Source organism: Flavobacterium sp. KBS0721 (genome assembly GCF_002007065.3).
Classification (GTDB): domain Bacteria; phylum Bacteroidota; class Bacteroidia; order Flavobacteriales; family Flavobacteriaceae; genus Flavobacterium; species Flavobacterium piscis.
Genome location: NZ_CP042170.1, coordinates 2,438,920 through 2,465,781, shown reverse-complemented (window position 1 = coordinate 2,465,781; position 26,862 = coordinate 2,438,920). Strand labels below are relative to the sequence as shown.

The window sequence follows — 26,862 nt, the reverse complement described above, 5'->3', positions numbered from 1 at the left end:
GGCTAACTTTTTTTATTTCGCCTTAAACCTCTGAACCTTTGCAAATCTGAACCTTTGCAACTTTTAAAAAAAATCTCAGTACCTTAGCGCCTCAGAACCTAAGTACCTTTAAAAAAAATGAAACAAATCACTTCAATACAAAATCCGTTTATAAAATCGCTCGTTTTATTACAAGAAAAGGCAAAAGCCCGAAAACAAACCGGAACATTTTTGATTGAAGGATTACGCGAAATTTCACTTGCCATAAAAGGCGGTTACGAAATAGAAACTGTTTTGTTTTTACCGGAATTGGTAACTGAAAGTCAGATTAATAAATTGGTAAATACGCCAGTTTCATTAATCGAAATCAATAAAGAAGTCTATCAGAAATTAGCCTATCGCGATACCACCGAAGGAATTTTGGCTATAGCCAAAACCAAATCGATGTCATTATCTGATTTAAAATTATCTGATAATCCGTTGATAATTGTCGCTGAAGCACCTGAAAAACCAGGAAATATTGGCGCACTTTTACGTACTGCCGATGCTGCAAATCTGGATGCCGTTTTGATTGCCAACCCAAAAAGCGATTTGTACAACCCAAATATTGTTCGTTCAAGCGTTGGTTGTTTGTTTACCAACCAGATTGCCACAGGAACAACAGCCGAAATTATTGCTTTTTTGAAAGAAAAAAAGATCGATTTTTACTGCGCTACACTACAAAATTCAACCTCTTATCATACACAGGATTTTACTACTCCAACCGCTTTGGTTGTGGGTACGGAAGCCACAGGATTAACACAGGATTGGCGTGATGCCGCAACTCAGAATATTATAATTCCAATGCAGGGCGAAATCGACAGCATGAACGTCTCTGTTGCGGCGGCTATTTTAATTTTTGAAGCCAAACGCCAAAGAGGATTTAATTAATTACAAATTCAAAATTATGAGTTATAAATTATCACTTTTAGCCTTATTATTTTCTTTTTCAGTTTCGGCTCAAATTACGAATCAGGAAGTAGATGAATTGGTGAATCGTACCATAAAAGCTTTTGATGTTCCCGGAATTGCGGTTGCAATTGTAAAAGACGGAAAAGTAGTGCTGGCAAAAGGATATGGAGTAAAATCGGTTTTGACACAACAAAAAGTAGACGCCAATACCCTTTTTGGGATTGCCTCAAATAGTAAAGCATTTACAACGGCAGCACTTGCTATGCTGGTAGATGAGGGTAAAATAAAATGGGATGATAAAGTCCTGAAATATCTTCCGGATTTTAAAATGTACGATGATTATGTGACTCGCGAATTTACAATTCGTGATCTTTTAACTCACAGAAGCGGCCTCGGACTTGGAGCGGGAGATTTGATGATCTGGCCTGACGGAAGTGATTTTAAAGCGCAGGATATCGTTCATAATTTAAGATACTTAAAACCGGTTTCGAGTTTTAGAACCAAATACGATTACGACAATTTGATGTACATTATCGCAGGCGAAATTGTACATGTTATAAGCGGAAAAACCTGGGCAGATTTTGTTGAGGAACGCATCATGAAACCTTTGGAAATGAACAATAGCGTAGCCTCTGTAAAACGTTTAAAAGACACTACAAACGTTATTACGCCACATGTTCCTGTTGACGGAAAACTGAAAACGATAAAACGTTATGAAAATCAGCTTTTTGACGGAGCTGCCGGAATTTATTCAAGCGTAAATGATTTGAGTAAATGGGCGATTTTACAAATCAACAATGGGAAATACGGAGACAATAAGCAATTATTTTCAGAGAAAGAACACGACGAAATGTGGCAATTGCAAACCATTATTCCGGCAAAAACAAAACTACCTTACAATACTCATTTTTCAGGATATGGTTTAGGTTGGTTTTTGAGTGATGTAAAAGGATACAAACAAGTTTCGCATACCGGCGGATTAGAAGGAAATGTGACACAAACTACCTTGATTCCGGAGATAGGTTTAGGAATTATTGTCCTGACCAATCAACAATCCGGAGCGGCATTTACTGCCATAACAAATACGATAAAGGACAGTTATTTGGGAATTAAACCCGAAGATTATGTAACCACTTACAGCAACCGTGCGAAAGCCAGCGAAGAATCAGCAGATAAAGTGACTGACGAAGTTTGGGCAGCCGTTGCAAAAAATAAAAAGGACAAACTAAAAATTGATTTCTCTAAAATAACCGGGACCTACAAAGACAATTGGTTTGGAGAAGTTATCATAACAGAGAAAAAAGGAAAAGCCTATTTTGCATCAAAACGTTCGCCACAACTTGTTGGTGAAGTTTTCTTTTATAAAGATGGAAATTATGTCGTAAAATGGAACAACGCCTTTTTTCATGCCGATGCACATCTACTTTTCAAATACGGTGAAACCGGAAAAGTAATCAACTTAAAAATGCTTCCCATCTCTGAACTAACTGATTTTAGTTATGATTTTCAGGATTTGGATTTTATGAAAGAGTAGTTTTAGATTTTAGATTTTAGATTTTAGATTTTAGATTTTAGATTTTAGATTTTAGATTTTAGATTTTAGATTTTAGATTTTAGATTTTAGATTTTAGATTTTAGATTTTAGATTTTAGATTTTAGATTTTAGATTTTAGATTTTAGATTTGTTAAAATAAAAATTGATAAATCAATTTTTATTTAACATCACAAATGACATATTCTATTGTCAGACTGAGCGAAGTCGAAGTCCTTTCTATCACAAAAAATCTCGACTCGGCTCGATTTGACAAGCCAAAATCTACCCTCTAAAATCTAAAATCAGAAATCAGAAATCAACCCTTCATTCCCTTGCGTATATTCAAACTTATTCTTATTTTTAGTACTTGAACTATGCCGTTATGATAGAAATAGATATTGAGAAAGAAAATAAAGCAATTGCCCAAGAGTATAAAGAATTACTTCGAATCAGTTATCAGACTTTAAGTCCAACCGACAAAAAATTAATCCGAAAAGCATTTGATGTCGCAGTAGATGCACATAAAGAACAAAGACGTAAATCTGGCGAAGCGTATATCTTTCATCCTATTGCAGTTGCGAAAATTGTGGCTTCTGAAATTGGTTTAGGAGCAACCTCTATTGCTGCGGCTTTATTGCACGACGTTGTCGAAGATACTCCTATGACAGTCGAGGATATTGAACGTTTATTTAACCCAAAAGTGGCTCAACTTGTAGAAGGTTTAACCAAAATTTCGTTAGTTCAAAAAGATCTGAATGCCTCGATGCAGGCAGAAAATTTCAGAAAAATGATCCTTACACTGAACGATGACGTTCGTGTAATTTTGATAAAACTCGCCGATCGTTTGCATAATATGCAAACTATGGATTCGATGGCAGAATACAAGCAAACCAAAATTGCTTCGGAAACGCTTTATATTTATGCCCCTCTTGCCCATCGTTTAGGGCTTTATAATATAAAAACCAAATTAGAAGATTTAGGTTTAAAATATACAGAACCGGCTGTTTACAATGATATTGTAAGCAAAATAAGGGAGACAAAAGAAGAACAGGACGCTTATATCAAAGATATTTCGGATGTTTTAAAGAAATCTCTCGACAATGAAAGTATCGATTATGTAATTAAGGGACGTCCGAAATCTATTTATTCGATCCGTCGTAAAATGCGTGCTCAAAATGTAAGTTTTGATGAAGTGTACGACAAATTTGCTCTTAGAATTGTCTATAAATCAGATCAGCACGACGAAAAATTTGTGGCCTGGAAAATCTACTCGATCGTAACAGACCACTACAGACCAAGCCCGAGTCGTTTGCGTGACTGGATTTCATCTCCAAAATCAACTGGTTACGAGGCTTTGCACATTACCGTAATGGGACCAAAAGGCCGTTGGGTCGAAGTGCAGGTTCGAAGCGAGCGTATGGATGAAATTGCAGAGAAAGGTTATGCAGCGCATTACAAATATAAAAATGGCGCTACGGAAGAAAGCGGTCTGGATGTTTGGTTGAATTTGCTTCGTGAAGCGTTGGAAAATCAGGAAACGAATGCGGTTGATTTTGTTGAAGATTTTAAAATGAATTTATATTCGAAAGAAATCTTTGTCTTTACGCCAAAAGGAGAAATTAAATCACTGCCAAAAGGTGCTACTTCGCTGGATTTTGCGTTTAGTATTCACTCAGAAATTGGAATAAAAACCAGAGGAACCCGTGTAAATGGACGTTTAGTTCCGTTAAATCACGAGTTAAAAAGTGGTGATCAGGTGGAAGTAATTACTTCTGCCAACCAAAAACCAACTGTAAACTGGTTAGAATATGTAACCACATCAAGAGCCAAAACGAAAATAAAAAACGTTCTTAACGAGAACACTAAAAAAATTGCTGAAGAAGGAAAAGAATTACTTACCCGAAAACTAAGACATTTAAAGATAACGATCAACGAGCAGGTTATTAATGAACTGGTAAACTTTTTTAAACTCAAAACGAGTTTAGATTTATTTTACAGAGTTGGAATTGGAGCAATCGAGAATCAGCAATTAAAAGATTATGCCGCTCAAAAAAGCAATACGTTTATCAATTTCTTCAAAAATAAAATTAAAAGAAATAAAGATACAACTGCTGCCGATGATATTCATAAACAAGTAATCAGCAGTAATTATGATATGCTGGTTTTTGGTACTGAACATGATAAACTCGATTATAAACTTTCGCCATGCTGCAATCCAATTCCTGGAGATGATGTTTTTGGATTTGTAACGATAAACGAAGGAATTAAAGTACACAAAAAAGACTGCCCTAATGCGATTGGCATGCAGTCTAATTATGCTTATCGAATCATGAGTGCCAAATGGATCGATTCATCTCAAGAAGAATTCAAGGCTATTATAAATATTACGGGAATGGATGTTTTAGGACTTACCAATCAGTTAACCAGAGTGATCTCGAACAATATGAGCGTGAATATTCAAAGCATTTCGTTAAGCACAGATGCCGGAATTTTTCATGGTCAGATTGCTGTAATTGTTCAAAACAATACCATTTTAAAGAAAATGATTAATGCGATTAAAAAAATTGATGGGGTTGATAAAGTGACGAGAGAGTACAGAACTTAAACTTTTTTAACCTATCTATAAGGGTTTTATAACTAAACTTTAAACCCGAAACTTTTATTCATTAAAAATAAAAAATTATCTTTGCCGGATATGACACTCATTTCAACTGACAACACTAAGAATCAAGAAATTGTAAAAAATGTATTTACAATGTATCTTGAGCAAAAAGGGCATCGCAAAACTCCTGAGCGTTATGCTATACTTCAGGAAATTTACGATAGCGAAGAGCATTTTGATATAGAAAACTTATATATCAAGATGAAAAACAAGAACTATCGTGTGAGTAGAGCTACATTATACAACACGATCGAGTTATTGTTAGACTGCGCTTTGGTTAGAAAACATCAATTTGGGCAAAATCAGGCTTACTACGAAAAATCATATTTTGATAAACAGCATGACCATATCATCATGACTGATTCTGGTGAGGTAATCGAATTTTGCGATCCAAGAATTCAAACCATCAAAAAAACAATCGAAGAAATATTTGATATCGAAATTACGAATCATTCATTGTATTTCTACGGAAACAAAAAGCAAAAACAATAGTCCGGAAACGCATTATTTTAAAAAATAAAAAAAAGAAAATTAACTACATTAATCAGTAGGGCAACTCAAATTGCCTCAACGCAAATTAAAACAGAATGACCGTAGATTTATTACTAGGATTACAATGGGGAGATGAAGGTAAAGGGAAAATTGTTGACGTTCTTACCTCAAATTATGATATTATTGCACGTTTTCAGGGAGGACCAAATGCAGGACATACATTAGAATTTGACGGAATTAAACATGTATTAAGAACCATTCCTTCTGGAATTTTTCATAAAAATTCAATAAATATCATTGGTAATGGTGTTGTAATAGATCCGGTAGTTTTTCAAAAAGAAATTGAAGGTTTGGAGAAATTCAACCTTGATATCAAAAACAAATTGATCATTTCAAGAAAAGCACATTTAATTTTACCAACGCACCGTTTGCTTGATGCAGCTTCTGAAGCGTCTAAAGGAAAAGCTAAAATTGGTTCTACTCTTAAAGGAATTGGACCAACTTACATGGACAAAACCGGAAGAAACGGATTACGTGTTGGAGATATTGAATTAGAAGATTTTAAAGAACGTTACAGAGCATTGGCTGACAAACATGAAGCAATGATTGCTTTTTATGATGTAGCAATTCAATACAACTTAGCTGAACTTGAAAAAGAGTTTTTTGAAGCTATCGAAGAATTAAAAAAATTAGATTTTATCGACAGTGAAGAATATATCTACCAGGCTCAAAAAGCAGGTAAATCTATTTTATGCGAAGGAGCTCAGGGATCTTTATTAGATGTTGATTTTGGAACTTATCCTTTCGTAACTTCGTCAAATACTACTGCTGCAGGAGCTTGTACTGGTTTAGGAATTGCGCCTAACAAAATCAAAGAAGTATACGGAATTTTTAAAGCTTACGTAACACGTGTTGGTAGCGGACCATTCCCAACTGAACTTTTTGACGAAGTTGGTGCTACTATGGCAAAAGTGGGTAACGAATTTGGATCTGTTACAGGAAGACAAAGACGTTGCGGATGGTTAGACCTTGTAGCTTTAAAATATGCTGTTCAGGTAAACGGAGTTACTCAGTTAATGATGATGAAAGGCGATGTTCTTTCAGGATTCGAAACTTTGAAAGTTTGTACAGAATACAACTATAAAGGACAAAACATTTCTCACTTTCCTTACAACATCGAGCCGGAAAACGTAACTCCTGTTTATAAAGAATTTAAAGGATGGAAAGCTGACTTAACAGGATTGACGACTTACGATCAATTACCAATTGAGCTAAAAGAATATATTGAGTTTATTGAAGAAGAAGTTGGAGTGCCAATTAAAATTGTATCTGTTGGACCTGACAGAAAGCAAACAATAACAAAATAATACATCTAAACGCTCTGATAACCAGAGCGTTTTTTTATACAAAAGATTTCTTATTATGAAAAATCCAGAAATTAAAGTTACCGAAACTAAGTTACTATCAGACAATTGGTACATACTAAACAAAGTAACTTTTGATTACCAAAAGAAAGACGGTAAAGTAGAATCACATATTCGTGAAGTGTATGATCGCGGAAACGGAGCCGCTATTTTATTGTACAATTCATCTAAAAAAACAGTGATCTTAACCCGTCAGTTTCGTTTGCCTACTTATCTTAACGGAAATAAAACCGGAATGATGATCGAGGTTTGTGCCGGACTTCTTGATCAGGATAATGCTGAACAAGCTGTAATTCGTGAAACCGAAGAAGAAACTGGATATCGTTTAAATAAAGTTCAGAAAGTTATTGAAACTTATATGTCACCAGGTTCTGTTACAGAGATTTTATATCTTTTTGTTGGAGAATATGATGAAACCATGAAAGTAAATGATGGTGGCGGACTAGATGCCGAACAAGAAAACATTGAAGTACTGGAATATACTTTTGAAGAAGCTTACAACATGATCGAATCCGGTGAGATTACTGATGCTAAAACAATTATGTTATTACAACATGCTAAAATTAAAAATTTGATTTAATTTTTTTGAGTATTTTTAAGTTCTAAACAAAACCAATCTGATGCTCAAATTTAAAATAGCTTTTTTTCTGATTTTTCCACTTATAGTATGCTCTCAAAATGATAAGTTCACTTCAGAAAAACTCAAACAAGATCTTACTACTTTTAGAGAAATCAGAGAAAAAGCAAATTCAGGCATTTACAAGTATCGGACTAAAAAGCAAATTGACAGTATTTACAATTGGGCATTTTTACAATTAAAAAGTCCGCTGCAATTACTGGATTTTCACAAAATTATTCTACAAATAACTGACTTCGAAGGCAGTGTACATAATAATACAACTCTTCCTGATGTATTTAAAAACAGATATACATCAGAAAAAGTTTTTTTCCCTTTTCCGATAAAATTGATCGCGAACAAAACAATCATCAATTTTAAAAATGATGAAATTCCGTTAGGCTCACAAATTCATAGTATTAACGGAATTGAAATAAATAAAATAATACGCTCTTTTTATAAATATTACACCACAGACGGCTTTAATATATCGGGAAAATCGATTGGAATAAATGGTTCTTTTTCAAGATATTTTGAATTGGAATATGGGCCAAAAGAAACGTTTTTAGTTGAATATTCCCTTCCAAAACAAACTGAAAAACTTTCTAAAACTATTGCCGGTATTTCTAATGACGAAAGAAAAGAAAATTTTAAAAAGCGTCATTCTTTTCCTTCTGACAGCTTGTTCTACAACAAAATTAAAAACAAATATTCGTTTAAGATTATTTCGCAAAATACCGCCTTACTGGCGGTACATTCTTTTGCAATTGGAGGAAACGCTCAGGCCAAAGAACATTTAATTTATAAAAAATATCTCGACAGCTGTTTTCAAATGCTTGCTGTGGATCCTGAAATAAAAAATTTAATTGTAGATGTACGAAATAATGGCGGAGGTTCAGATCCTAACGATTTGGTAACTTTTTCATACTTAACACAAAAAACATATCGCGAAAATAAAAACGCTTATATTAATTTTCAGAAAATTCCGTTTCTTCCCTATTTTGTTTACGAAGAAACTGAGACTGAAAAAAAGCTAGAAGAAAAGAATGATTTTGAAGCTGAGTTAAAGGAAGAATATCCAATCCTGAAAGGCAAAATATATCCCCAGGATCCAAAATTTAATCTCGTATTACAGCCGGATAAAAATACTTTCAAAGGTCAGATTTATTTGCTGATAAGCCCGAGAATAGCTTCGGCCGGCTCTCTTTTTGCATCATTAGTTGCCGGAAAAACAAGTGCTATCGTTATTGGCGAAGAAACCATGGGTGGTTATTACGGTCATAATGGCCATACTCCTATCGAATACGAATTACCTAACACAAAAATAAAAACACAATTTTCTATCGTAAATTTAGAACAGGATGTTCCCAAAAAGTCCAATCAGATTTTTGGACGAGGTGTAATTCCTGATTATAAAGTGAGTCAAACTTTGGATGATTTTATAGAGAATAGAGATGCTCAGATGGAATATGTTTTGAAATTAATTGAGAAAAAGTAAAATGAATACATGGCGAGAATTTGCAAAACAAACCAAAGGCACTTTTAAAGAAGGTTATTCCTGGCAATCAGATTCAACTGAAATTGAATACAAAAACTGGAAAATTGTTTTTGATAATCATAGGCTTTGGTCTGGAAAATATAGTACTCAAATGACGCGAATTATTGCTCCTATTACTTTAAGGGATAATTTTAAACTTGAAATTTACAACGAAGGCTTTGTTCGAAAAATTGAAAGACTATTTGGAGCGCAAGATATAGAAATTGGTTACCCTGATTTTGACAAAGCTTTTACAATTAAAAGTAACAATAAACTTAAAACAAAGACATTACTTCGAAATAAAGAGCTTAGAAATATAATTGCGATGCAGAAGGAAGTAAATATCCAGATTTGTGATCAGAAAGGAATATGGGAACAAAAGCTTCCTGAAAATGAATTCGAATTATCTTATTATATAGATGGGGAAATAGATAATCTTGAAACCTTAAATTCACTACTTGAACTCTTTAAAGCCTTATTAGATGAAATGTCTTCATTGGAATTAATAAACTAAAATGAAAATCAAGCAAACAATTCAAAAAATTGTGTAAGCCATTTTCGCGATGATTAAAATAACTTTACATAAATAAAAACCAGTTTATGAAAAAGTTATATTACACATCCAATATCCTACTTGTATTAGTATTAGTTTTATTAGGTTCATGCAAAAAAAGCGAATCAACTGAAACTAAGGAAAAAGCAAAACCTAAAAAAACAATTGAGCATACAAAACCAAAAACCACTTCTTATCATTTCGAAAAAACGAAAGAATGGTTAAAAACAAATGGTTCTGACAGTACAAAACTTCATATCGCATATGCCTTAAACAGAACTGATAAAGCCAATTTTGCAAAAATGGATTCAGTTGTGATTCCTGCAGATTTCACAGGTGATCTTGTGTATTATCTTCCGTTTCCTTTACATGTTGCAGCTTTAGAAGAAGTTTCGAAAGTAATCATTTTCTCTTATCCGGCTCAGGCATTTGCAGCTTACGAGAATGGCGAATTAGTATATACAGGTCCAACTAATATGGGGAGAAAAAAAGATCCTACTCCAACAGGATTATTTTTTACCAATTGGAAAGCTGAAAAAACAACCAGTACGTTTAATGACGAATGGGATTTGAAATGGAACTTTAATATAGAAAATAAATTAGGCGTTGGTTTTCACGAATATGAATTACCTGGTTATCCGGCATCGCACTCTTGTTTACGATTACAAGAAACTGATGCTAAATTCCTTTACAAATTTGCCGATGAATGGATCCTAAAAGATAAGGAAAACGTAAAAGTAAAAGGAACGCCGGTAATTGTTTTTGGAAGTTATCCTTTTGGAGAACCTAAACCATGGCTTTCATTAGTAAAAGATCCAAAAGCATTGGATATTTCTGAAGCAGAAATAGAAACTCAGGCAAAACCGTTTATTCAAAAGATTTTAGAAAATCAAAAAGTTAGAGAAGCAGAACAAACCGCTACTCCATAAGAATATGTTATCCAAGGGAAAGCTGCTATTGTAATTTTGACGAATTATGGTAGCAGTTTTTTTATGCTTTTTTTATGCTTTTTTTATGCCGCGAAGGCACGAAGACACAAAGTTTTTTTTTAAAACATTTATTATCATCAATTAAATTCGGCTAAAGCCTATTTTTCTCACCCTCTTTCATCCCCCAGCTAAAGCTGGAGGCTATTCAATTAAAACCTCAATAGACGCATTGCTGCGCGTGTCTACCAAGCCTTTGAACCTCTGTCCCTCTGTCGCCTTTGGGTCTTTGAAACTTTTTTACGTTAAATAAGCGAACGTTCATTTATTATTAATATCTTTGTACCATAATGAATTAAAATTATGAGAACCAGAGATACAAATAAAGAAGAAATTGTCAAGCAAAAAGCCATCGAAATGCTGGTTTCACAAGGTGTAGAAGGTTTTGGAATGAATCGACTAGCTAAAGAATGTGGAGTTTCTGTGGCGACACTTTATATTTATTATTCGGATAAAGAAGATCTTATCAGAAAAATTGGAATTGAAATTGGTAAAAATTTCTTTGAAGAAATGTTAGTCGGATTTTCACCTGAAATGTCTTTTGTTGATGGTTTACGTCAACAATGGGACAACCGTTCTAAGTTTGCTATCAACTTTTCTTTGCAGACTACTTGTCTTGAACTCCTAAAACATTCTACTTATGGCGACGCAATTTTGGCAGAAATCACAACAGACTTTAAGGAACAAATGTCAAAATTTATCACAAAGGCAATTGAAAATAAAGAACTTCTTCCTATCACATTTGAAGTTTTCTGGAGTATTGCTTATGGATCGCTTTATTCTCTATTAGAACTTCACAGAGAAGGTAAATCAATGTCAGGAAAAGCTTTTGTATTTACTGATAAAATTAGGAATGAAGCTTTTAATTTGGTTATTAAAGCTTTGACTCCGTGATAAACCAATTGCAATAGCAATATCAAAAATCAATGTCAATTGCAATGTTAATATCAAATTCAAAGTAAAAAATCACTTAATACAATATCAATTAAATAAAAAATAAAATGAGTACTTCACTTATAAAAAACAAAAAAATCGCCATTATTGGTGGTGGACCTGTTGGATTGACAACAGCGAGAATTTTGCAAATTAATGGTGCTGATGTAACGGTTTACGAAAGAGATCTAAATGCTCAGGCGAGAACTTCGGGCGGCACTCTTGACATCCACTCTGATTCAGGACAAAAAGCGATCATAAAAGCAGACTTGATGGAGGAGTTTTATCGCTATGCGAGGCCAACAGGAGAAAAAATCGCAGATATGCACGGGAATATTACTTCGGAAGAAATGCCTACTGAGGAAAATGCTTATTCAAGACCTGAAATCGACCGAAATGATCTGAGAAAAATCATGCTGGAAAATCTAGAGGAAAATACCGTAGTTTGGGACAGTCAGCTAACGGAAATTCAAAAAATTGACGAACAATATCATTTAGAATTTAAAAACGGTACTAAAACAACTGCTGATTTTGTTATTGTGGCGAATGGCGGAAGATCGAATGCCCGAAAATTTGTTACGGATAAAGAGCCTCAACTTTCCGGAACTTATATTATTCAGGGAGAAATTGAAAATCCGGATCGCGATTATCCTGAATTCAAACCTAAATACGGTGACGGAAATGTAATGGCAATGGGAGAGAAAAAAATGTTTTATACCCACACTTTACGCGATGGTTCTATACATTTTGGAGTTTCTTTTAAAGCAGATGAAAATTGGGTTTTAAATAACGGAATTGACTTTGAAGACAATGCTTCCGTAATTGCTTTTCTGAATAAAAAATTCGAGAACTGGAATGAAGATTATAAAAAATTCTTTAACGCTTCTACAGATTTTTGGGGATTGCCATTACGTTTGTTCTCCTTAGAAGAATCCTGGAAAAAACATTCAAATATTACACTTGTTGGTGATGCGGCACACTTGATGCCACCATTTGCCGGAGAAGGTGTAAATATGGGTTTAATGGACGCTTATCAGTTAACAGAGAATTTAACTAACGGAGAATTCTCATCTCTTCAGGATGCTATTGATGATTATGAGCAAAAAATGTTTGGTTATGCTCTCGAAGCGCAACGCACCACCTATCAAATGGAGGAATTATTACATTCTGATGTTACGACTGAGAAAATATTGAATAGCCGCGGTGGGGTTTAATGTTTTTTACCATATATCCTTCGAAATGACTAGATTGCGCTAAATCTAATAAGTTAGAAAACAAAAAAGGCATAAGAATCAAACTCTTATGCCTTTTGTTTTATAATGAAAACTAAAAATTATCTTGAATAATTTGGAGCTTCTTTAGTAATAGTAACGTTATGTGGATGACTTTCTGTAATTCCGCTTGACGTGATTCTAACAAAACGTCCAGTTTCCTGCAACGTAGGAATATCTTTTGAACCACAGTATCCCATTCCCGCACGAAGACCTCCAACAAACTGAAGCATACTTTCGTTTAATTCTCCTTTGTAAGGAACGCGACCAACAATTCCTTCGGGAACTAATTTTTTAACATCGTCTTCAACATCCTGAAAATAACGGTCTTTCGAACCCGTTTGCATGGCTTCAACAGAACCCATTCCGCGGTACGATTTGAATTTTCTTCCTTCGAAGATAATTGTTTCTCCCGGAGATTCTTTTGTTCCTGCTAATAAAGATCCTAACATTACACAGTCGGCACCGGCAGCGATTGCTTTCGGGATATCACCTGTATAACGAATTCCACCATCTGCAATAACCGGAACTCCAGTTCCTTTGATAGCTGCAGCTACTTCAAGAACTGCTGAAAATTGGGGAAAACCAACACCTGCAACGATACGTGTTGTACAAATAGAACCAGGTCCGATTCCTACTTTTACACCGTCTGCTCCATTTGCAACTAAGTATTTAGCCGCTTCCGGAGTTGCAATGTTCCCTACAATTACGTCGATATTTGGGAATTTTGATTTTATTTCTTTCAATGTATTTACGACACCTTCAGTATGTCCGTGAGCGGTATCAATAATGATAGCGTCTACTCCGGCAGCAACTAAAGCTTCTGCTCTTTGCACTGCGTCACCGGTAACACCAATAGCAGCAGCAACTCTTAAACGACCAAAAACATCTTTGTTAGCGATTGGTTTTTGAGTCAGTTTTGTAATATCTCTAAAAGTAATTAAACCAACTAATTCATAGTTAGCGTTTACTACTGGTAATTTCTCGATTTTATGTCCTTGTAAAACTACTTCGGCTTGTTCTAGTGAAGTTCCTTCGGCTACAGTAACTAAGTTGGTACTGGTCATTACCTCAGCGATTGGTCTTGCTCCGTTTTTTTCGAAACGTAAATCACGGTTGGTAACGATTCCTTTAAGGATTTTGTTTTCGTCAACGATTGGGATTCCGCCAATTCCGTATTCCTTCATGGCATTTTTTGCATCTGCAATGGTCGAATTGGTAGGTAAAGTTACCGGATCGATAATCATTCCTGACTCAGCACGTTTTACTCTTCTAACCTTCGCAGCTTGTTGCTCGATTGTCATGTTTTTATGCAAAACACCTATTCCGCCTTCTTGCGCCATAGCAATTGCCATAGAACTCTCGGTAACGGTATCCATAGCAGCTGATACTATTGGAACGTTTAGTGTAATATTTCGTGAAAATTTTGATTTGATACTCACTTCGCGAGGAAGCACATTCGAGTAGTTAGGTACTAATAATACATCGTCGTAAGTTAAACCTTCGCCGATAATCTTGGAGTTGTGTGCTATCATGTTGCAATTTCTAGTTGAATTGCGTGCAAATATAGTGAATAAATTGGAAACTTGATTACTAACTTATTCATAAATTTAACTTTACACGAAAGGTCTTACAAATACGAGAGTCTTAGCCCTGATGGAAATGGAAAGCCACGAGGAGCAAAATAACATTTTTTTCTGGTCTTAAAAAGCGACCAGCGGAAGCTCTTTTAAGGCCTTGAAAAAATGTTATTTTGCCCGAGTGCTTGTAATGGACAGCAGGAATAGCTTCTTATTTTAATTTTAAATCCGATTAGTAATAAGAGCAATTATATTGTCGAAGTTTCTCTCCCGCAGTCTCGGGACGCTCGAACTGACAATAGGATTAAATTGATTTATAGGATCAAAAAATTAATCCTCAGAGTTTTGGAAAACAAAATTGAAACCGAACTGAAATGCAATGCTATTGGCCTTCGAGACATCTTTATATTCCAAAACATTATCGACGAGAAGATACATATTGAGTTTTCCCAATGTTCCTGAAAGTCCTAAACCAATGTTTTTATCTGAATAAGGATCGAATGTATAAGTGGCTTTAAAGTCTAGTTTCTCAAAAATACTTCGTTTATAGAAAGCAGTTAGCGCTACAAAAGGTTCGACTGGCATTGACATGATAAACAATTGCCCCCCTACAGCGTTCGCATAATTTGTGGTTGTTTTTCCTTTGCAATTACAATCTTCATTAGAGCGTGATTCGCCAAATGAATATTGAATTGATGAGTAAAATTTGGTCGGACGCCAAGTGGTGTACTTATTATAAAGCGTATCACGTGGTATTGCTTTATCAAATTCATCAAAAATATCTTTGGGTTTGTTTGCAGGATCAAAACTAGGGTTTGCCCCTTTATAATTGTAAGTTCCCTTATAACTTAATGTTTCGATATCTTTAGTGTGATTTATAAAACCAAGATCGACAACACTTGCGGTGAACTGAAGGTTCTCTTTAAAATAATAGGTCATTCCGGCATCGATACCAAAGCCCAAACTTCCGTTAAAGAAGGTATTATGAGCAATATCTTCCGGAATATTTCCTTCGTACTCATCTTTTGTAAAAGTAGCAATACCAGAGGTTTTAAGTTCTAAATGTGAAGCTATTACCTGTTCGTAAATATTTGGTGTTCCCACACTTTGCCCTGTATAAATAAATCCGGAATTTTTAGTTGAAGTTGCATTTGCTCCACTTGAATACAATTTTGCACGACCTCCTAAAACCAGTTTCTCACTTAGCTTTTTGTGAAATCCTACATGAAATACAGAAAGCACTTCGGCCCTTACATTTAAATCGGCCAGATTGAATGATTTGCCAATATAGTCGCGATTTCCGTCTATAGCCAATATCGCAAGATCTTTAGGCACATACATTAAGAAATCAAATTCCTGATAGGCTCCAAATGAAATATAGGACCGACTATCTCTTCCTCCTACTCTAAATCCTCCTGAAAATAATTCGAGTTGCTGGTTGACATGGGTTTTATCTTTACTCGAAGAATTATTGATCACGTTCCGCACTTTATCGTTAAAATCCACTCCGTTATTGGCAAATAAATCATAGGCAGAGAAACTACTGGAACCTAAATTGGCCGAAACGCCGGACAAAACCGGAATACCAAAGTAAAATTTATACGAAACATCGGCTCCTGGATTTACGAGTGATGCCTGCGGAATAGAGGTAAAATTATACAACACTTCTTTGTTTTGAGCAAAACCTGAAAGTTGAAAAATGACGATTAAAATCAGATAAATTTTTCTCATTCGACTTTCATATAAACGGTTGCGCCTGATCTGAATTTTAGATTACCTGTACTATTTTGATCTAATGGAGGTCCGGGCGCCATTGTCACAAGGAAACCCAATTTAGCAGTTCTTTTTAAAAGTTCTAATCTCTGACCTTCAAATACTTCAGTTGGAAATTTAATAACATTTGAGGTTCCTGAAAATGCCGGAACATTATAGGAATCCGTTTCAAGCACCTGATTACTGGCATCGAGAAGGATGAGATCAATTCTAAACGCTCTAATTATGGTATTTTCAATTTCAAAATTAAGTTCTGTTTTTACCAGATGATCTGTAAAATATTCATCTTTAAAAGCACCAAATGCAGTTACATCAGGATAGAGTGCTAAACTTCCATCGTTTATAAGCTGAGTGGCAGGAACATCAAAATAAGCCAGATTTGTGACAAAAACAGGTTCTAGTTTTAAATCTTTGGCCTGGTCAAAATCTAAATCGCTTGAGCATGATAAAAACAAGCATGATAAAAATAATATCCTCGAGATTCTCTTTATAAATGTTGCTTTCATGTGTAGGTTATATTTCTAAATAACACAGAATGTTATTACTTATTATCTGCTATAAGTAAATATACTAAATTTCTTAATGAAATTTGCCAAATAATTTAGAAGCTTCGTTATAAGCACTTTCAAAACTTAAAGAATTTAAACCCGTATTTTTTTTATTAGATGTAAAATAAGAGATCAGTTTTTCTGTAGGCATATTTCCTGTTAGTTTATCTGTAGCCATCGGGCATCCGCCAAAACCCTGAATAGCGCCGTCAAAACGGGTACAGCCTGCTTTTGATGCTGCATCGATTTTTTCGAACCAAGTAGTTGGAGTGGTATGCAAATGAGCGCCGAATTCTATTTCAGGATATTTTGGAATCAGGTTCGAAAAAAGATAGGTAATTACTTCTGGCGTAGAACTTCCAACAGTATCTGAAAGTGATAAAATTTTCACACCCATTCCGGCTAGCTTTTCTGTCCATTCACCAACGATCTCAACATTCCACGGATCTCCGTACGGATTTCCAAAACCCATTGAAAGATAGGTTACTACTTCTTTATTTTTTTTATCGGCGATTTCAAGAATTTCTTCTAATGTTACTAAAGATTCAGCAATGGTTTTATGGGTATTTCGCATCTGAAAGTTTTCAGAAATCGAAAAAGGAAATCCTAAGTATTGAATAGGTTCATGTTCTGCCGCCGATGCCGCACCTTGCGTATTGGCAATTATAGCCAGCAATTTACTTGTCGTTTGCGATAAATCAAGTTGTGCTAAAACCTCGGCCGTGTCCTGCATTTGCGGAATCGCTTTTGGCGACACAAAACTCCCAAAGTCAATCGTATCAAAGCCTACACGAAGTAAAGCTTGTATATAAGAAACCTTGTTTTTAGTAGGTATAAAAGTTTTGATACCTTGCATAGCATCACGCGGACATTCGATAATCTTGATTTCTTTATTCAAAGCTTATTCTTTAGTGAAGGCTAAGTTAGTTTCTTTTTTAAAGAAATAAAAAAATCTGTCGGTGTTATTTTTTTACCATATAAGTTATATAAGTTCATTTAGCTGTCACACATGAATCCTTGAAATAAAATCACATAGGCTTAAATTATCATATAGTACTCTTTAAAATTGTAATAATGTTTAGTATTACTTTAAAAAGCAATTTTTGTAATTATTACATAAAAATGTAATAATTAATTTTATTACTTATATTTGTAATATTAAGATTTATTTATTTTTAATTATATTTGAATTATGACAAGCGTTATTACGGGAGATATTATCGGTTCAAGACAACAAACCTCTAAACATTGGGTAGAGGATTTGAAAACAATCCTGTCCCGGTTTGGAGCAACACCAAGCCAATGGGAAGTTTACCGGGGTGACGAGTTCCAGATCGAGATCAAAAATCCCGAAGAAGCATTGTTTTCTGCTATTTTAATCAAAGCGCATTTAAAGGCTATAAAATTAGATGCCAGAATGAGTATCGGTTTTGGAGATAAAACGCATAATGCCGAAAAAATATCCGAAAGTAATGGTAGCGCCTTTATACATTCGGGAGAACTTTTTGAAACTTTAAAAAAACAAAAAGTAACTTTAGCCATGCGCACAGGTGATATGGTTTTTGATGAAAAGATAAATCTCATGATTCAGCTGGCTTTGACCTTTATGGACCACTGGCTTGCACAGCAAGCTGAATTTGTAGCCGCCGCAATAGAAAATCCCACGTTGTTGCAAGAAGAGCTAGGCCAAAAATTAGGTATTAATCAGGCTGCAGTAAGCAGAAGGCAAAAGCGTGCTCAGTTTGATTTGGTATTACAATTAGATCGTTATTTTAGAATACAGATAAAACAACTTACAACACCATGATTTTATTTATAAAACTACTTTTAGCACATTTATTAGGCGATTTTATATGGCAGCCCAACTCATGGGTAGCCGATAAAGAAGCTAAAAAACATAAAAGTATTTACTTATATCTTCATGTTTTTTTACACGGAATCCTTGCTGCAATTTTGGTTGGGGAAATTCGATTCCTACCTTATGCGATTTTAATTGCTGTCACTCACGGAATTATTGATCTGATCAAACTTAATTTCCAAAAAAAGAAAACAAAACGCAGCTGGTTTGTTTTAGACCAAATTGCTCATATTTTAGTTTTACTTGCCGTTGTAGTTCTTTATAAAGGCGAAACAATTAATTTTCTCTGGTTTAATAATCAGTTTTGGATACTTATTACCGGAGTTTTATTTATTACAAAACCAACTTCAATTATCATTAAAACGATTATTTCCATCTGGAATCCGGAAAGCGAAAATAGCCAGCATGACAATTCACTCGCCAAAGCAGGAAACTACATTGGCATATTAGAGCGTTTATTTGTATTCTGCTTTATCTTAACCGGACATTTTGAAGCCATTGGATTTTTACTGGCTGCAAAGTCTATTTTTAGATTTGGTGATTTAAAAGAAGCCAAAGACAGAAAACTTACAGAATATGTTTTAATTGGTACTTTGATCAGTTTTGGAGCCGCTATTCTTACCGGATTAGTTGTTCAGTCGTTGCTTTTACAATTGCTCTAAAACCTTTTTATTGATCGCTTTTACCAAAGCCGGGCCTTCGTAAATAAATCCAGTGTACAATTGCACCAGACTTGCTCCTGCGTTTAGTTTCTCGATGGCATCATCTGCAGAATGTATTCCTCCTACCCCGATAATTGGAAACGCTTTATTACTTTTTTCAGATAAAAAACGAATTACTTCGGTAGAACGTTTCGCTAATGGTTTTCCGGATAAACCTCCCATTTCAGTTTGATTTTCAGATTGCAAACCTTCTCTTGAAATCGTAGTATTGGTAGCAATTACGCCTGCAATTTGAGTAGTTTTTACAATATCAATAATATCTAATAATTGTTCGTCTGTAAGATCCGGAGCAATTTTTAAAAGTATTGGTTTTATTTTTTGAGTACTTGTTTTTTGCTTTTCTACATTTCTGTTTTGCAGCGTTTGTAACAAAGCCGTTAAAGGTTCTTTATCTTGTAAAGCTCTTAAATTTGGAGTGTTCGGAGAACTCACATTCACAACAAAATAGTCTACATGATCAAACAGTGCGTCAAAACAAATGATATAATCGTCTACGGCATTTTCGTTTGGAGTAACTTTATTTTTTCCGATGTTTCCTCCTATCAAAACTCCTGAATTCTTTTTTAAACGTTCTACGGCTTCTAGAACACCTCCGTTATTAAAACCCATTCGGTTAATAATCGCCTGATCTGCTTTCAATCTAAACAAACGTTTTTTAGGATTTCCTTCCTGACCAACCGGTGTTACAGTTCCTATTTCTATAAATCCAAATCCAAAATCAGAAAACTCTTTGTACAGCTTGGCATCTTTGTCGAATCCTGCTGCAAGACCTACCGGATTTTTGAATTTAATTCCGAAAACTTCACGTTCTAAACGAGTATCTTTTACTTCATATATTGATTTTATGATTGATGAAACTCCTGGGATTTTTGAAATAAATTTAACAAATGAAAAAGTAAAATAATGTACTTCTTCCGGATCAAACCAAAAAAGTATCGGGCGAATTATCAATTTATACATAAGAGTGTTGTGTGTGTGTTTTTCGATTGCAAATTTAATTATAATACTTGAATGTGAATATGATTTATATCAATCTGTTTGCATTCTTTCATTTTTCAGGAATTAAATTTGAAAGAAAAGCGCTAATTATTTTTTACACGAAAAATAAAATCATTAACAGAATTTTACTAACTTCGTACTACAAGCCTTTATTACAAATAGTTACAAATATAAAATTCATGTTTTGCTCAAATTATTAGTACAATGTGAATCCTTTACTTTCAATTTTATTTTTTTTTTATAAATGCTCTTTTTTATAAATAAGTAGTTCTTTTTATTTAAATATAATACTTACAAAAAATTTAGTATTCATTCTTGTGCTGTTTTGCTATGAAATAAGCTATGCGCAGGAAAGCGAAATTACAGCACCTTTTACGCCACATCATCAATTGGAATACCAATAAATCATGTTCATATTTTTGAAGGAAGAGATGACGAAGGAAACAGGGTTGCTTATACCTATTATATAAGCAAAAAATAGGCTATTGGTTTACATACTGATTTTATAATCGAAAAATTTGAAGTCGAAAAAAATCTCGAAAGCGGCGAAGACAAATAAACTGTAGAAAGAAGTTATCCTATTGCTGCTGCACTTATTGGAATTTTTGGAATTTTTAGCTATGATATTAAACGGAATGCTTATGATAGCGGGGGAATAGAATTAGGAATTGCAAAGAATTTTGGACGAACTAACTAATATAAATCAGTATCAAATTGTGTAACCAAATCATGCTTATGTATCATCCAGATAAAATAATATATCTCCAAAAAAAATTGCTCTTAATCCTATTATTTTTTCTAAGCATTTCTGTTCAGGCACAGTTCGAAAAAGACACAAGCAAGATTATTACTTTTAGATATGGAGATAAAGGAATTGAATTACGTACCAAAGACAATAAATTTCTTTTTCAGTTACAAAGCCGTTTACAGTTTCGATTTTCAACTCCTAACGATCAGGATCCGCTTACTTATGATGATTATAGCCAGGACAAACAAACGACTTTCAAAATTAATCGTGCCAGATTAAAAGTTGGCGGCCACGCATTTGAACCCTGGTTACAATATTATTGGGAGTATGAATTGAGCCAGTCTAATTTACTGGATTTTAGAATCATGATCGAAAAATGGAAATGGATGAGTTTTAAGGTCGGTCAGTGGAAAGTTGAATATACGCGCGAACGCTTTATAAGTAGTGGTGAGCAACAAACTGTAGATCGATCCTTCATCAACAGGGAATTTACTGTAGACAGACAAATGGGAGTTGAAGTTTACGGGCATTTAAAAGGTCGTGGTATTGCTGATTTTAATTATTGGGTTGCGGCGCTAACAGGAACAGGGCGTGGAAATACTGCTAATGACGACAATAATTTAATGTATTTTGGCAGGGCTCAATGGAATTTTTCAGGAAGATTTCTTGATTTTGAAGGAAGCGATCTGGAATTTCATGAAAAGCCAACTCCAATTATTGCCTTTTCAGGACTAACAAATCGGAGTCCGTATACACGATTTTCGCAATCAGGCGGAGGCTCTTTGGATGGTTACGAAAACGGACTTCCCGGTGAGTATCGTGTGAATCAGTGGAACGTTGAAACTGCCTTTATGTACCGTGGTTTTTCCTGGCAAAGCGAATGGCACACCAAAAAAATCATAGATAAACTAAATGATGATGACACAACAACTCTAAAAGGGTATTATGTGCAGGCAGGATATTTTTTTCATAATGCTTTTAAATGGTGGCCACAACACCTGGAAATGGCTGCAAGACATGCTGCCTTCAGACCTGATAACACCATAAGACAGAACTTGCAAGATGAAACAACAATTGCTTTCAACTGGTTTTTTAAAGGACATAAAAACAAACTTACATCTGAGTTTAGTTATTTTAGTTTTCAGGATAAAAGTCTGCCTCTTGAACAAGGATGGCGTTTCAGAATTCAATGGGATATTTCATTATAAATTATAATATCACATAAAATTTCGTCTCTATTTTCGTATAGCAATTATTATTTTTAATAACTTTAACTAATCTAAAACACTGAAAATGAAAAACATAAAAAAATCACTTCGAAATACAGCAACTATATGCTTACTGGGATCATTTTTTTTGATTTCAATTGATAGTATTGCGCAACGTCATGGCGGGGGTGGTGCACACAGAGGCGGAGCAGCAACTCAGGCTAGACCTGCAAATCAGCCGAGGCCAGCCATAAAAAGACCTGCTAATACCACAAGACCAGGAGCAAACAATTCTGGAACTAAAATCACAAGACCTACTAACTCAAATTCTAAAATTGGGGGTAATAATGCCACTAATAGAGGCAATAACGTTACTAATAATAGAAATAGAAACACCAATATTAGCGGTAATACCGTCAACAGAAACAGAAATAATGTAAACATCAATGTTAACAACAGTGTTCATGTTCGCAACAATCGTAACACAGTAGTAAGACCCGGTGTCAGACCTTATGTCCGTCCGCCGTATGTATATGGCGGTTATCGATATCGTGCTTACCATCCTTATTATTTTCATCCTTATACTCCCTTTTATTGGGGTCCAGTTTGGCACCCTTGGGGATTTTTTGTAGCTACTCTGGCTGTTACAGCAATTGTGGTAAGTGTTGAAAGCACTCAATATCACTATGATCAGGGTGTTTGGTACACTCCAACTAGCGGAGGCTATACAGCCGTTCCAGCCCCTGTAGGAGGAACGGTTAATAATATACCCAGCGGTGCTGAAACAGTCAATACCGGAACCGTCAATAATTATTACTATGGAGGAACGTATTATGAAAAAGAGGGCAGCAATTATAAAGTTGTCCCACCAACAGCAGGAACAGTTGTAGACAACTTACCTGAAGGTGGTCAAGAAGTTACAATTGGAGAGGTAAAATATGTCAAATTTGGAGAAACCTATTACCAACCCGTTCAGGTTGATGGTAAAAACAAATATGAAGTTGTAGATGTTGAAAAAGAATAATTAATTCTATAGGATAAATATAATTAAAAGTTATTTTTTAACTTTATCCTCTATTATACTGATCACTACAAAATCAAACCAGAATGAAAAACAAAACTTATTGGATTTTAGCAATTCTCACAATTTCTATCATTTCGATTGCTTATGGCTACAATAAAATTCTTGTTCCAAAACAAAAATTAGCTGCAATGGATTGTGCCGAAACCCCTGTTTCGGATGTATCTTTGTTTAAACCTACAATCGAGAACAAGAACAAACCACCTCAAAATAAAGCACCTAAAGGGATGGTTTGGATTCCAGGCGGAGAGTTTTCTATGGGAAGCAATGTCGAAGACGAAAGTTTATGCAGTATAAAAGGGGTTACAAAAGATGCAGCACCTATACATCAGGTTTATGTAGATGGTTTTTATATGGATCAAACCGAAGTGACCAACGACCAATTTGAAGCTTTTGTAAAAGCTACAGGTTATGTAACACTAGCCGAAATAAAACCAACTCATGAAGAATATCCCGATGCACCACTTGAAAATTTAGTAGCCGGATCAGCCGTTTTTACTCCTACTCCTGCTACAGTAGATTTAAACAATTATATGCAATGGTGGAGTTACGCTAAGGGAGCAGACTGGAGACATCCGGAAGGAGCCGGAAGCTCTATCAAAGGAAGAGGCAACTATCCTGTTGTTCAAATTTCATATGATGATGCGGCAGCATACGCCAAATGGGCAGGCAAAAGATTACCCACTGAAGCCGAATGGGAATTTGCAGCTCGCGGTGGAAAATCAGGACAATTGTACGCTTGGGGAAATACTTTAAAACCAAAAGGAAAATTTCAAGCCAATATCTATCAGGGCCATTTCCCAATAGAAAAAGGCGATACGGGTGAAGATGGTTATATTGGCATTGCTCCCACTGCTCAATTTGAACCAAATTCGTATGGACTTTACGATATTGGAGGAAATGTATGGGAATGGACAAACGATTGGTATACCGCAGATTATTATGATATTTTAAAACAAAGTGGTAAAGTGGCCAAAAATCCGCAAGGCCCCGAATCATCTTACGATCCGGGAGAACCTAATTTACCTAAAAAAGTACAACGAGGAGGATCATTTTTATGTACAGATCAGTATTGCACACGTTATATGGTAGGCACCAGAGGAAAAGGCGACTATAAATCACCGGCAAATCATATTGGTTTTAGATGTGTACAATAATTTTTTTTTGTCCCGACGCGACCGAAGGGAACAGGTGAAGCAATTTCACGAATCTTCACGAATTAATTTAAATATAAAATCCGATTTCATGAATTGTAATTCGTGAAATCGGATTTTATATTTTTGCATGAAGAGATACCCATTAGCAAAAATTCGTGAATTCGTGGCTAACTTTTTCCAATCCGTTTTTTCATTTTTCATAATTTAGAGCTTCTCAACGCCTAATTATTTGCTTATATTTGCTAAAAATTAAACAAATGCAACATATTATAGATCGTTTTATCAGTTACGTAACTATTGATACTGAGTCAGACCCAAATTCAAATACCACTCCAAGTACAGAAAAACAATGGAATCTTGCCAATAAACTAGTCGAAGAACTAAAATCAATTGGTCTTGCAGATGTTACCATAGATGACAAAGCTTATATCATGGCAACTTTACCAAGTAATGTAGATCATGAAGTACCTACAATTGGATTTGTTTCGCATTTTGATACTTCTCCTGATTTTAGTGGAGCTAATGTAAAACCTCAAATTATAGAGAACTACGACGGGAAAGATATCATCTTAAACGCTGAGAAAAACATTGTTTTATCTCCAAATTACTTTAAAGATTTATTACAATATAAAGGACAAACAATCATCACTACTGACGGAACTACTCTATTAGGCGCCGATGATAAAGCCGGAATTACCGAGATTGTTTCGGCAATGGAATACCTAATACAGCATCCCGAAATTAAACACGGAAAAATCAGAATTGGCTTTACGCCTGATGAAGAAATTGGTCGTGGCGCTCACCATTTTGATGTCGAAAAATTCGGCGCACAATGGGCTTATACCATGGATGGAAGTCAGATTGGTGAATTAGAATATGAAAATTTTAATGCTGCCGGTGCTAAAATTACTTTTAAAGGAAAAAGCGTTCACCCTGGTTATGCCAAAGGAAAAATGATCAATTCGATGTTGATTGCAAATGATTTCATCAACGAACTGCCAAAAGGAGAAACGCCACAGGAAACAAAAGGTTACGAAGGATTCTTTCACGTTCACCACATAACAGGAAGTATCGAAGAAACAGTTTTAGAATTGATTATTCGTGATCATAACAAGTTGAAATTCGAAAAAAGAAAAGATTTAATTGGAAAAATTGCCAAGAAAATCAACAAGAAATTTGCGAAACAATTTGGCGAAGATATTGTAACTGCCGAAGTTAAAGATCAGTACTACAATATGAAAGAAAAAGTACTTCCGGTAAAACACATTGTTGACATTGCCGAAAAAGCAATGAGAGAATTAGGCATCAAACCGATCATCAAACCCATTCGTGGCGGAACTGACGGATCGCAATTATCATTCATGGGATTACCTTGCCCAAATATATTTGCGGGTGGACATAACTTTCATGGAAAATACGAATATGTTCCTGCAGAAAGTATTCAGAAAGCAACTGATGTGATTGTGAAGATTGCAGAATTAACTGCAATTCCCGGTGCTTTTGATGTAACTGAAAAAACCAAAAGGAAGAGATAAATACAGATAAGGTTTAGAAAACCAAAATTCCAAAACACAGACCTTTGTCAAAGTTTAAAACTTTGACAAAGGTTTTTTTATGCGCAAATTAAATCTTTACAAGGAACAAAGCAATAACAATTAGCATATTTACAGAGCTTAACCTCAATCTTGTCATCCCGAGGAACGAGGGATCTTCGCAAGAAACTCTACACAGTAACTCTCCAATCTTTGTCGAGCTACTTGCGAAGATCCCTCGTTCCTCGGGATGACACACAATGCGCTTAACTTCAAACAAAAAAAATCCCAAACTCCAATCGTAAAATTGGAATTTGGGATTTTTTATTGGAATTTCTAAAAAGTATTAAGCTTTTTTCAAAGCAGCACTCATTTCCATAGAAATTGCTGAACGCTCGATTTTTAATTTTCCAGACATTGTTTCGATTATTGCACTTGTTTCAGCAAGTTCAACGATTTTACCGTGAAAACCACTTTTTGTAATTATTTTATCACCTACTTTTAGGCTGCTTTCAAATTCTTTTTCGTTTTTTGCTCTTTTTTGTTGTGGTCTGATCATGAAGAAATATAACACTACAAACATTAGTAAATAAGGAGCAAATTTCATTAAATCTTGCATAGTATTCAGTTTTTATTTTTGTTATTAATATTTATGTTTTATTTGGGATTTGGCTTTTCGCTATGCTCAGAGTGACATCTCAATTGGTATTTGGAATTT

23 protein-coding genes are annotated in these 26,862 nt (G+C 34.8%); 17 read left to right on the top strand and 6 right to left on the bottom strand.

Going from position 1 to position 26,862, the window contains the following annotated elements; genetic code table 11:
* The first annotated feature begins 117 nt into the window (after positions 1 to 117).
* The 11 genes from B0M43_RS10865 (at position 118) to B0M43_RS10815 (ending at position 12,881) form a co-directional block, all read left to right on the top strand.
* Positions 118 to 909: an RNA methyltransferase gene (locus B0M43_RS10865; protein ID WP_078008343.1), complete on the top strand. Its 792-nt coding sequence runs from the start codon at positions 118 to 120 to the stop codon at positions 907 to 909.
* 16 nt (positions 910 to 925) lie between these two features.
* Entirely contained in the window at positions 926 to 2,464 is a 1,539-nt protein-coding gene (locus B0M43_RS10860) for a serine hydrolase (protein WP_078008458.1), read from the top strand.
* A gap of 382 nt (positions 2,465 to 2,846) precedes the next feature.
* Complete coding sequence (locus B0M43_RS10855; protein WP_065448224.1) at positions 2,847 to 5,069, top strand: bifunctional (p)ppGpp synthetase/guanosine-3',5'-bis(diphosphate) 3'-pyrophosphohydrolase; 2,223 nt, start codon at positions 2,847 to 2,849, stop codon at positions 5,067 to 5,069.
* Between the two features lie 90 nt (positions 5,070 to 5,159).
* A complete protein-coding gene (locus tag B0M43_RS10850; protein WP_026981862.1) occupies positions 5,160 to 5,618 on the top strand; it encodes a Fur family transcriptional regulator in 459 nt (152 codons plus the stop codon).
* Between the two features lie 95 nt (positions 5,619 to 5,713).
* Entirely contained in the window at positions 5,714 to 6,985 is a 1,272-nt protein-coding gene (locus B0M43_RS10845) for an adenylosuccinate synthase (RefSeq protein ID WP_078008344.1), read from the top strand.
* A gap of 55 nt (positions 6,986 to 7,040) precedes the next feature.
* Complete coding sequence (locus tag B0M43_RS10840; protein WP_199727160.1) at positions 7,041 to 7,622, top strand: NUDIX domain-containing protein; 582 nt, start codon at positions 7,041 to 7,043, stop codon at positions 7,620 to 7,622.
* A 40-nt stretch (positions 7,623 to 7,662) separates the two neighbouring features.
* The gene (locus tag B0M43_RS10835; RefSeq protein WP_078008346.1) at positions 7,663 to 9,156 is read left to right on the top strand and encodes a S41 family peptidase; all 1,494 of its coding nucleotides are present in this window, start codon (positions 7,663 to 7,665) and stop codon (positions 9,154 to 9,156) included.
* A 1-nt stretch (position 9,157) separates the two neighbouring features.
* A complete protein-coding gene (locus tag B0M43_RS10830; RefSeq protein ID WP_078008347.1) occupies positions 9,158 to 9,709 on the top strand; it encodes a DUF3137 domain-containing protein in 552 nt (183 codons plus the stop codon).
* 86 nt (positions 9,710 to 9,795) lie between these two features.
* Positions 9,796 to 10,677, top strand: a complete 882-nt coding sequence (locus B0M43_RS10825; protein WP_078008348.1) for a L,D-transpeptidase — start codon at positions 9,796 to 9,798, stop codon at positions 10,675 to 10,677.
* A gap of 360 nt (positions 10,678 to 11,037) precedes the next feature.
* Positions 11,038 to 11,628 carry a TetR/AcrR family transcriptional regulator gene (locus B0M43_RS10820; protein WP_078008349.1) on the top strand — a complete coding sequence of 197 codons (591 nt, stop codon included), beginning with the start codon at positions 11,038 to 11,040 and terminating at the stop codon, positions 11,626 to 11,628.
* Positions 11,629 to 11,735: 107 nt separating this feature from the next.
* Positions 11,736 to 12,881 (top strand): NAD(P)/FAD-dependent oxidoreductase, encoded by a 1,146-nt coding sequence (locus tag B0M43_RS10815; protein ID WP_078008350.1) that lies wholly within the window; start codon positions 11,736 to 11,738, stop codon positions 12,879 to 12,881.
* Positions 12,882 to 13,000: 119 nt separating this feature from the next.
* On the opposite strand, the gene guaB is transcribed toward B0M43_RS10815, so the two are convergent.
* The 4 genes from guaB to B0M43_RS10795 form a co-directional block, all read right to left on the bottom strand.
* On the bottom strand, positions 13,001 to 14,473 hold the full coding sequence (gene guaB, locus B0M43_RS10810; protein ID WP_065448215.1) for an IMP dehydrogenase: 1,473 nt from the start codon (positions 14,471 to 14,473) through the stop codon (positions 13,001 to 13,003).
* Between the two features lie 375 nt (positions 14,474 to 14,848).
* On the bottom strand, positions 14,849 to 16,249 hold the full coding sequence (locus tag B0M43_RS10805; RefSeq protein ID WP_078008351.1) for a DUF5723 family protein: 1,401 nt from the start codon (positions 16,247 to 16,249) through the stop codon (positions 14,849 to 14,851).
* Complete coding sequence (locus B0M43_RS10800; RefSeq protein ID WP_078008352.1) at positions 16,246 to 16,797, bottom strand: hypothetical protein; 552 nt, start codon at positions 16,795 to 16,797, stop codon at positions 16,246 to 16,248. Before B0M43_RS10800 ends, B0M43_RS10805 begins: the two co-directional genes overlap by 4 nt.
* Positions 16,798 to 16,870: 73 nt before the next feature.
* Positions 16,871 to 17,737, bottom strand: coding sequence for a hydroxymethylglutaryl-CoA lyase (locus B0M43_RS10795; protein ID WP_078008353.1), 867 nt, complete (start codon positions 17,735 to 17,737; stop codon positions 16,871 to 16,873).
* 294 nt (positions 17,738 to 18,031) lie between these two features.
* Here B0M43_RS10795 and B0M43_RS10790 point away from each other — a divergent pair, with 294 nt between their 5' ends.
* Positions 18,032 to 18,646: a SatD family protein gene (locus B0M43_RS10790; RefSeq protein WP_078008354.1), complete on the top strand. Its 615-nt coding sequence runs from the start codon at positions 18,032 to 18,034 to the stop codon at positions 18,644 to 18,646.
* Positions 18,643 to 19,359 (top strand): DUF3307 domain-containing protein, encoded by a 717-nt coding sequence (locus B0M43_RS10785; RefSeq protein WP_078008355.1) that lies wholly within the window; start codon positions 18,643 to 18,645, stop codon positions 19,357 to 19,359. The genes B0M43_RS10790 and B0M43_RS10785 overlap by 4 nt, the downstream gene beginning before the upstream one ends.
* Here B0M43_RS10785 and B0M43_RS10780 read toward each other — a convergent pair.
* Positions 19,345 to 20,379: a quinone-dependent dihydroorotate dehydrogenase gene (locus tag B0M43_RS10780; RefSeq protein WP_078008356.1), complete on the bottom strand. Its 1,035-nt coding sequence runs from the start codon at positions 20,377 to 20,379 to the stop codon at positions 19,345 to 19,347. The two genes, B0M43_RS10785 and B0M43_RS10780, sit on opposite strands and share 15 nt — an antisense overlap.
* 813 nt (positions 20,380 to 21,192) lie before the next feature.
* On the opposite strand from B0M43_RS10780, the gene B0M43_RS10775 reads away from it, so the two are divergent.
* The 4 genes from B0M43_RS10775 (at position 21,193) to pepT (ending at position 26,147) form a co-directional block, all read left to right on the top strand.
* Complete coding sequence (locus tag B0M43_RS10775) at positions 21,193 to 22,374, top strand: OprO/OprP family phosphate-selective porin (protein WP_371296008.1); 1,182 nt, start codon at positions 21,193 to 21,195, stop codon at positions 22,372 to 22,374.
* Between the two features lie 85 nt (positions 22,375 to 22,459).
* Positions 22,460 to 23,398 (top strand): DUF6515 family protein, encoded by a 939-nt coding sequence (locus tag B0M43_RS10770; RefSeq protein WP_078008359.1) that lies wholly within the window; start codon positions 22,460 to 22,462, stop codon positions 23,396 to 23,398.
* 83 nt (positions 23,399 to 23,481) lie between these two features.
* Positions 23,482 to 24,612 (top strand): formylglycine-generating enzyme family protein, encoded by a 1,131-nt coding sequence (locus B0M43_RS10765; RefSeq protein WP_078008360.1) that lies wholly within the window; start codon positions 23,482 to 23,484, stop codon positions 24,610 to 24,612.
* A gap of 257 nt (positions 24,613 to 24,869) precedes the next feature.
* Positions 24,870 to 26,147, top strand: a complete 1,278-nt coding sequence (gene pepT / locus B0M43_RS10760) for a peptidase T (protein WP_078008361.1) — start codon at positions 24,870 to 24,872, stop codon at positions 26,145 to 26,147.
* 343 nt (positions 26,148 to 26,490) lie between these two features.
* Here pepT and yajC read toward each other — a convergent pair whose 3' ends face one another.
* Entirely contained in the window at positions 26,491 to 26,763 is a 273-nt protein-coding gene (gene yajC, locus B0M43_RS10755; protein WP_065448202.1) for a preprotein translocase subunit YajC, read from the bottom strand.
* Between the last annotated feature and the right edge of the window lie 99 nt (positions 26,764 to 26,862).

Coding starts and splice junctions, on each gene's coding strand:
- B0M43_RS10780 (WP_078008356.1), bottom strand. CDS start 20,379: ATGTATAAATTGATAATTCGCCCGATACTTTTTTGGTTTGATCCGGAA.
- B0M43_RS10850 (WP_026981862.1), top strand. CDS start 5,160: ATGACACTCATTTCAACTGACAACACTAAGAATCAAGAAATTGTAAAA.
- B0M43_RS10820 (WP_078008349.1), top strand. CDS start 11,038: ATGAGAACCAGAGATACAAATAAAGAAGAAATTGTCAAGCAAAAAGCC.
- B0M43_RS10805 (WP_078008351.1), bottom strand. CDS start 16,249: ATGAGAAAAATTTATCTGATTTTAATCGTCATTTTTCAACTTTCAGGT.
- B0M43_RS10800 (WP_078008352.1), bottom strand. CDS start 16,797: ATGAAAGCAACATTTATAAAGAGAATCTCGAGGATATTATTTTTATCA.
- guaB (WP_065448215.1), bottom strand. CDS start 14,473: ATGATAGCACACAACTCCAAGATTATCGGCGAAGGTTTAACTTACGAC.
- pepT (WP_078008361.1), top strand. CDS start 24,870: ATGCAACATATTATAGATCGTTTTATCAGTTACGTAACTATTGATACT.
- B0M43_RS10855 (WP_065448224.1), top strand. CDS start 2,847: ATGATAGAAATAGATATTGAGAAAGAAAATAAAGCAATTGCCCAAGAG.
- B0M43_RS10865 (WP_078008343.1), top strand. CDS start 118: ATGAAACAAATCACTTCAATACAAAATCCGTTTATAAAATCGCTCGTT.
- B0M43_RS10825 (WP_078008348.1), top strand. CDS start 9,796: ATGAAAAAGTTATATTACACATCCAATATCCTACTTGTATTAGTATTA.
- B0M43_RS10765 (WP_078008360.1), top strand. CDS start 23,482: ATGAAAAACAAAACTTATTGGATTTTAGCAATTCTCACAATTTCTATC.
- B0M43_RS10845 (WP_078008344.1), top strand. CDS start 5,714: ATGACCGTAGATTTATTACTAGGATTACAATGGGGAGATGAAGGTAAA.
- B0M43_RS10840 (WP_199727160.1), top strand. CDS start 7,041: ATGAAAAATCCAGAAATTAAAGTTACCGAAACTAAGTTACTATCAGAC.
- B0M43_RS10835 (WP_078008346.1), top strand. CDS start 7,663: ATGCTCAAATTTAAAATAGCTTTTTTTCTGATTTTTCCACTTATAGTA.
- B0M43_RS10785 (WP_078008355.1), top strand. CDS start 18,643: ATGATTTTATTTATAAAACTACTTTTAGCACATTTATTAGGCGATTTT.
- B0M43_RS10815 (WP_078008350.1), top strand. CDS start 11,736: ATGAGTACTTCACTTATAAAAAACAAAAAAATCGCCATTATTGGTGGT.
- B0M43_RS10830 (WP_078008347.1), top strand. CDS start 9,158: ATGAATACATGGCGAGAATTTGCAAAACAAACCAAAGGCACTTTTAAA.
- B0M43_RS10790 (WP_078008354.1), top strand. CDS start 18,032: ATGACAAGCGTTATTACGGGAGATATTATCGGTTCAAGACAACAAACC.
- B0M43_RS10770 (WP_078008359.1), top strand. CDS start 22,460: ATGAAAAACATAAAAAAATCACTTCGAAATACAGCAACTATATGCTTA.
- yajC (WP_065448202.1), bottom strand. CDS start 26,763: ATGCAAGATTTAATGAAATTTGCTCCTTATTTACTAATGTTTGTAGTG.
- B0M43_RS10860 (WP_078008458.1), top strand. CDS start 926: ATGAGTTATAAATTATCACTTTTAGCCTTATTATTTTCTTTTTCAGTT.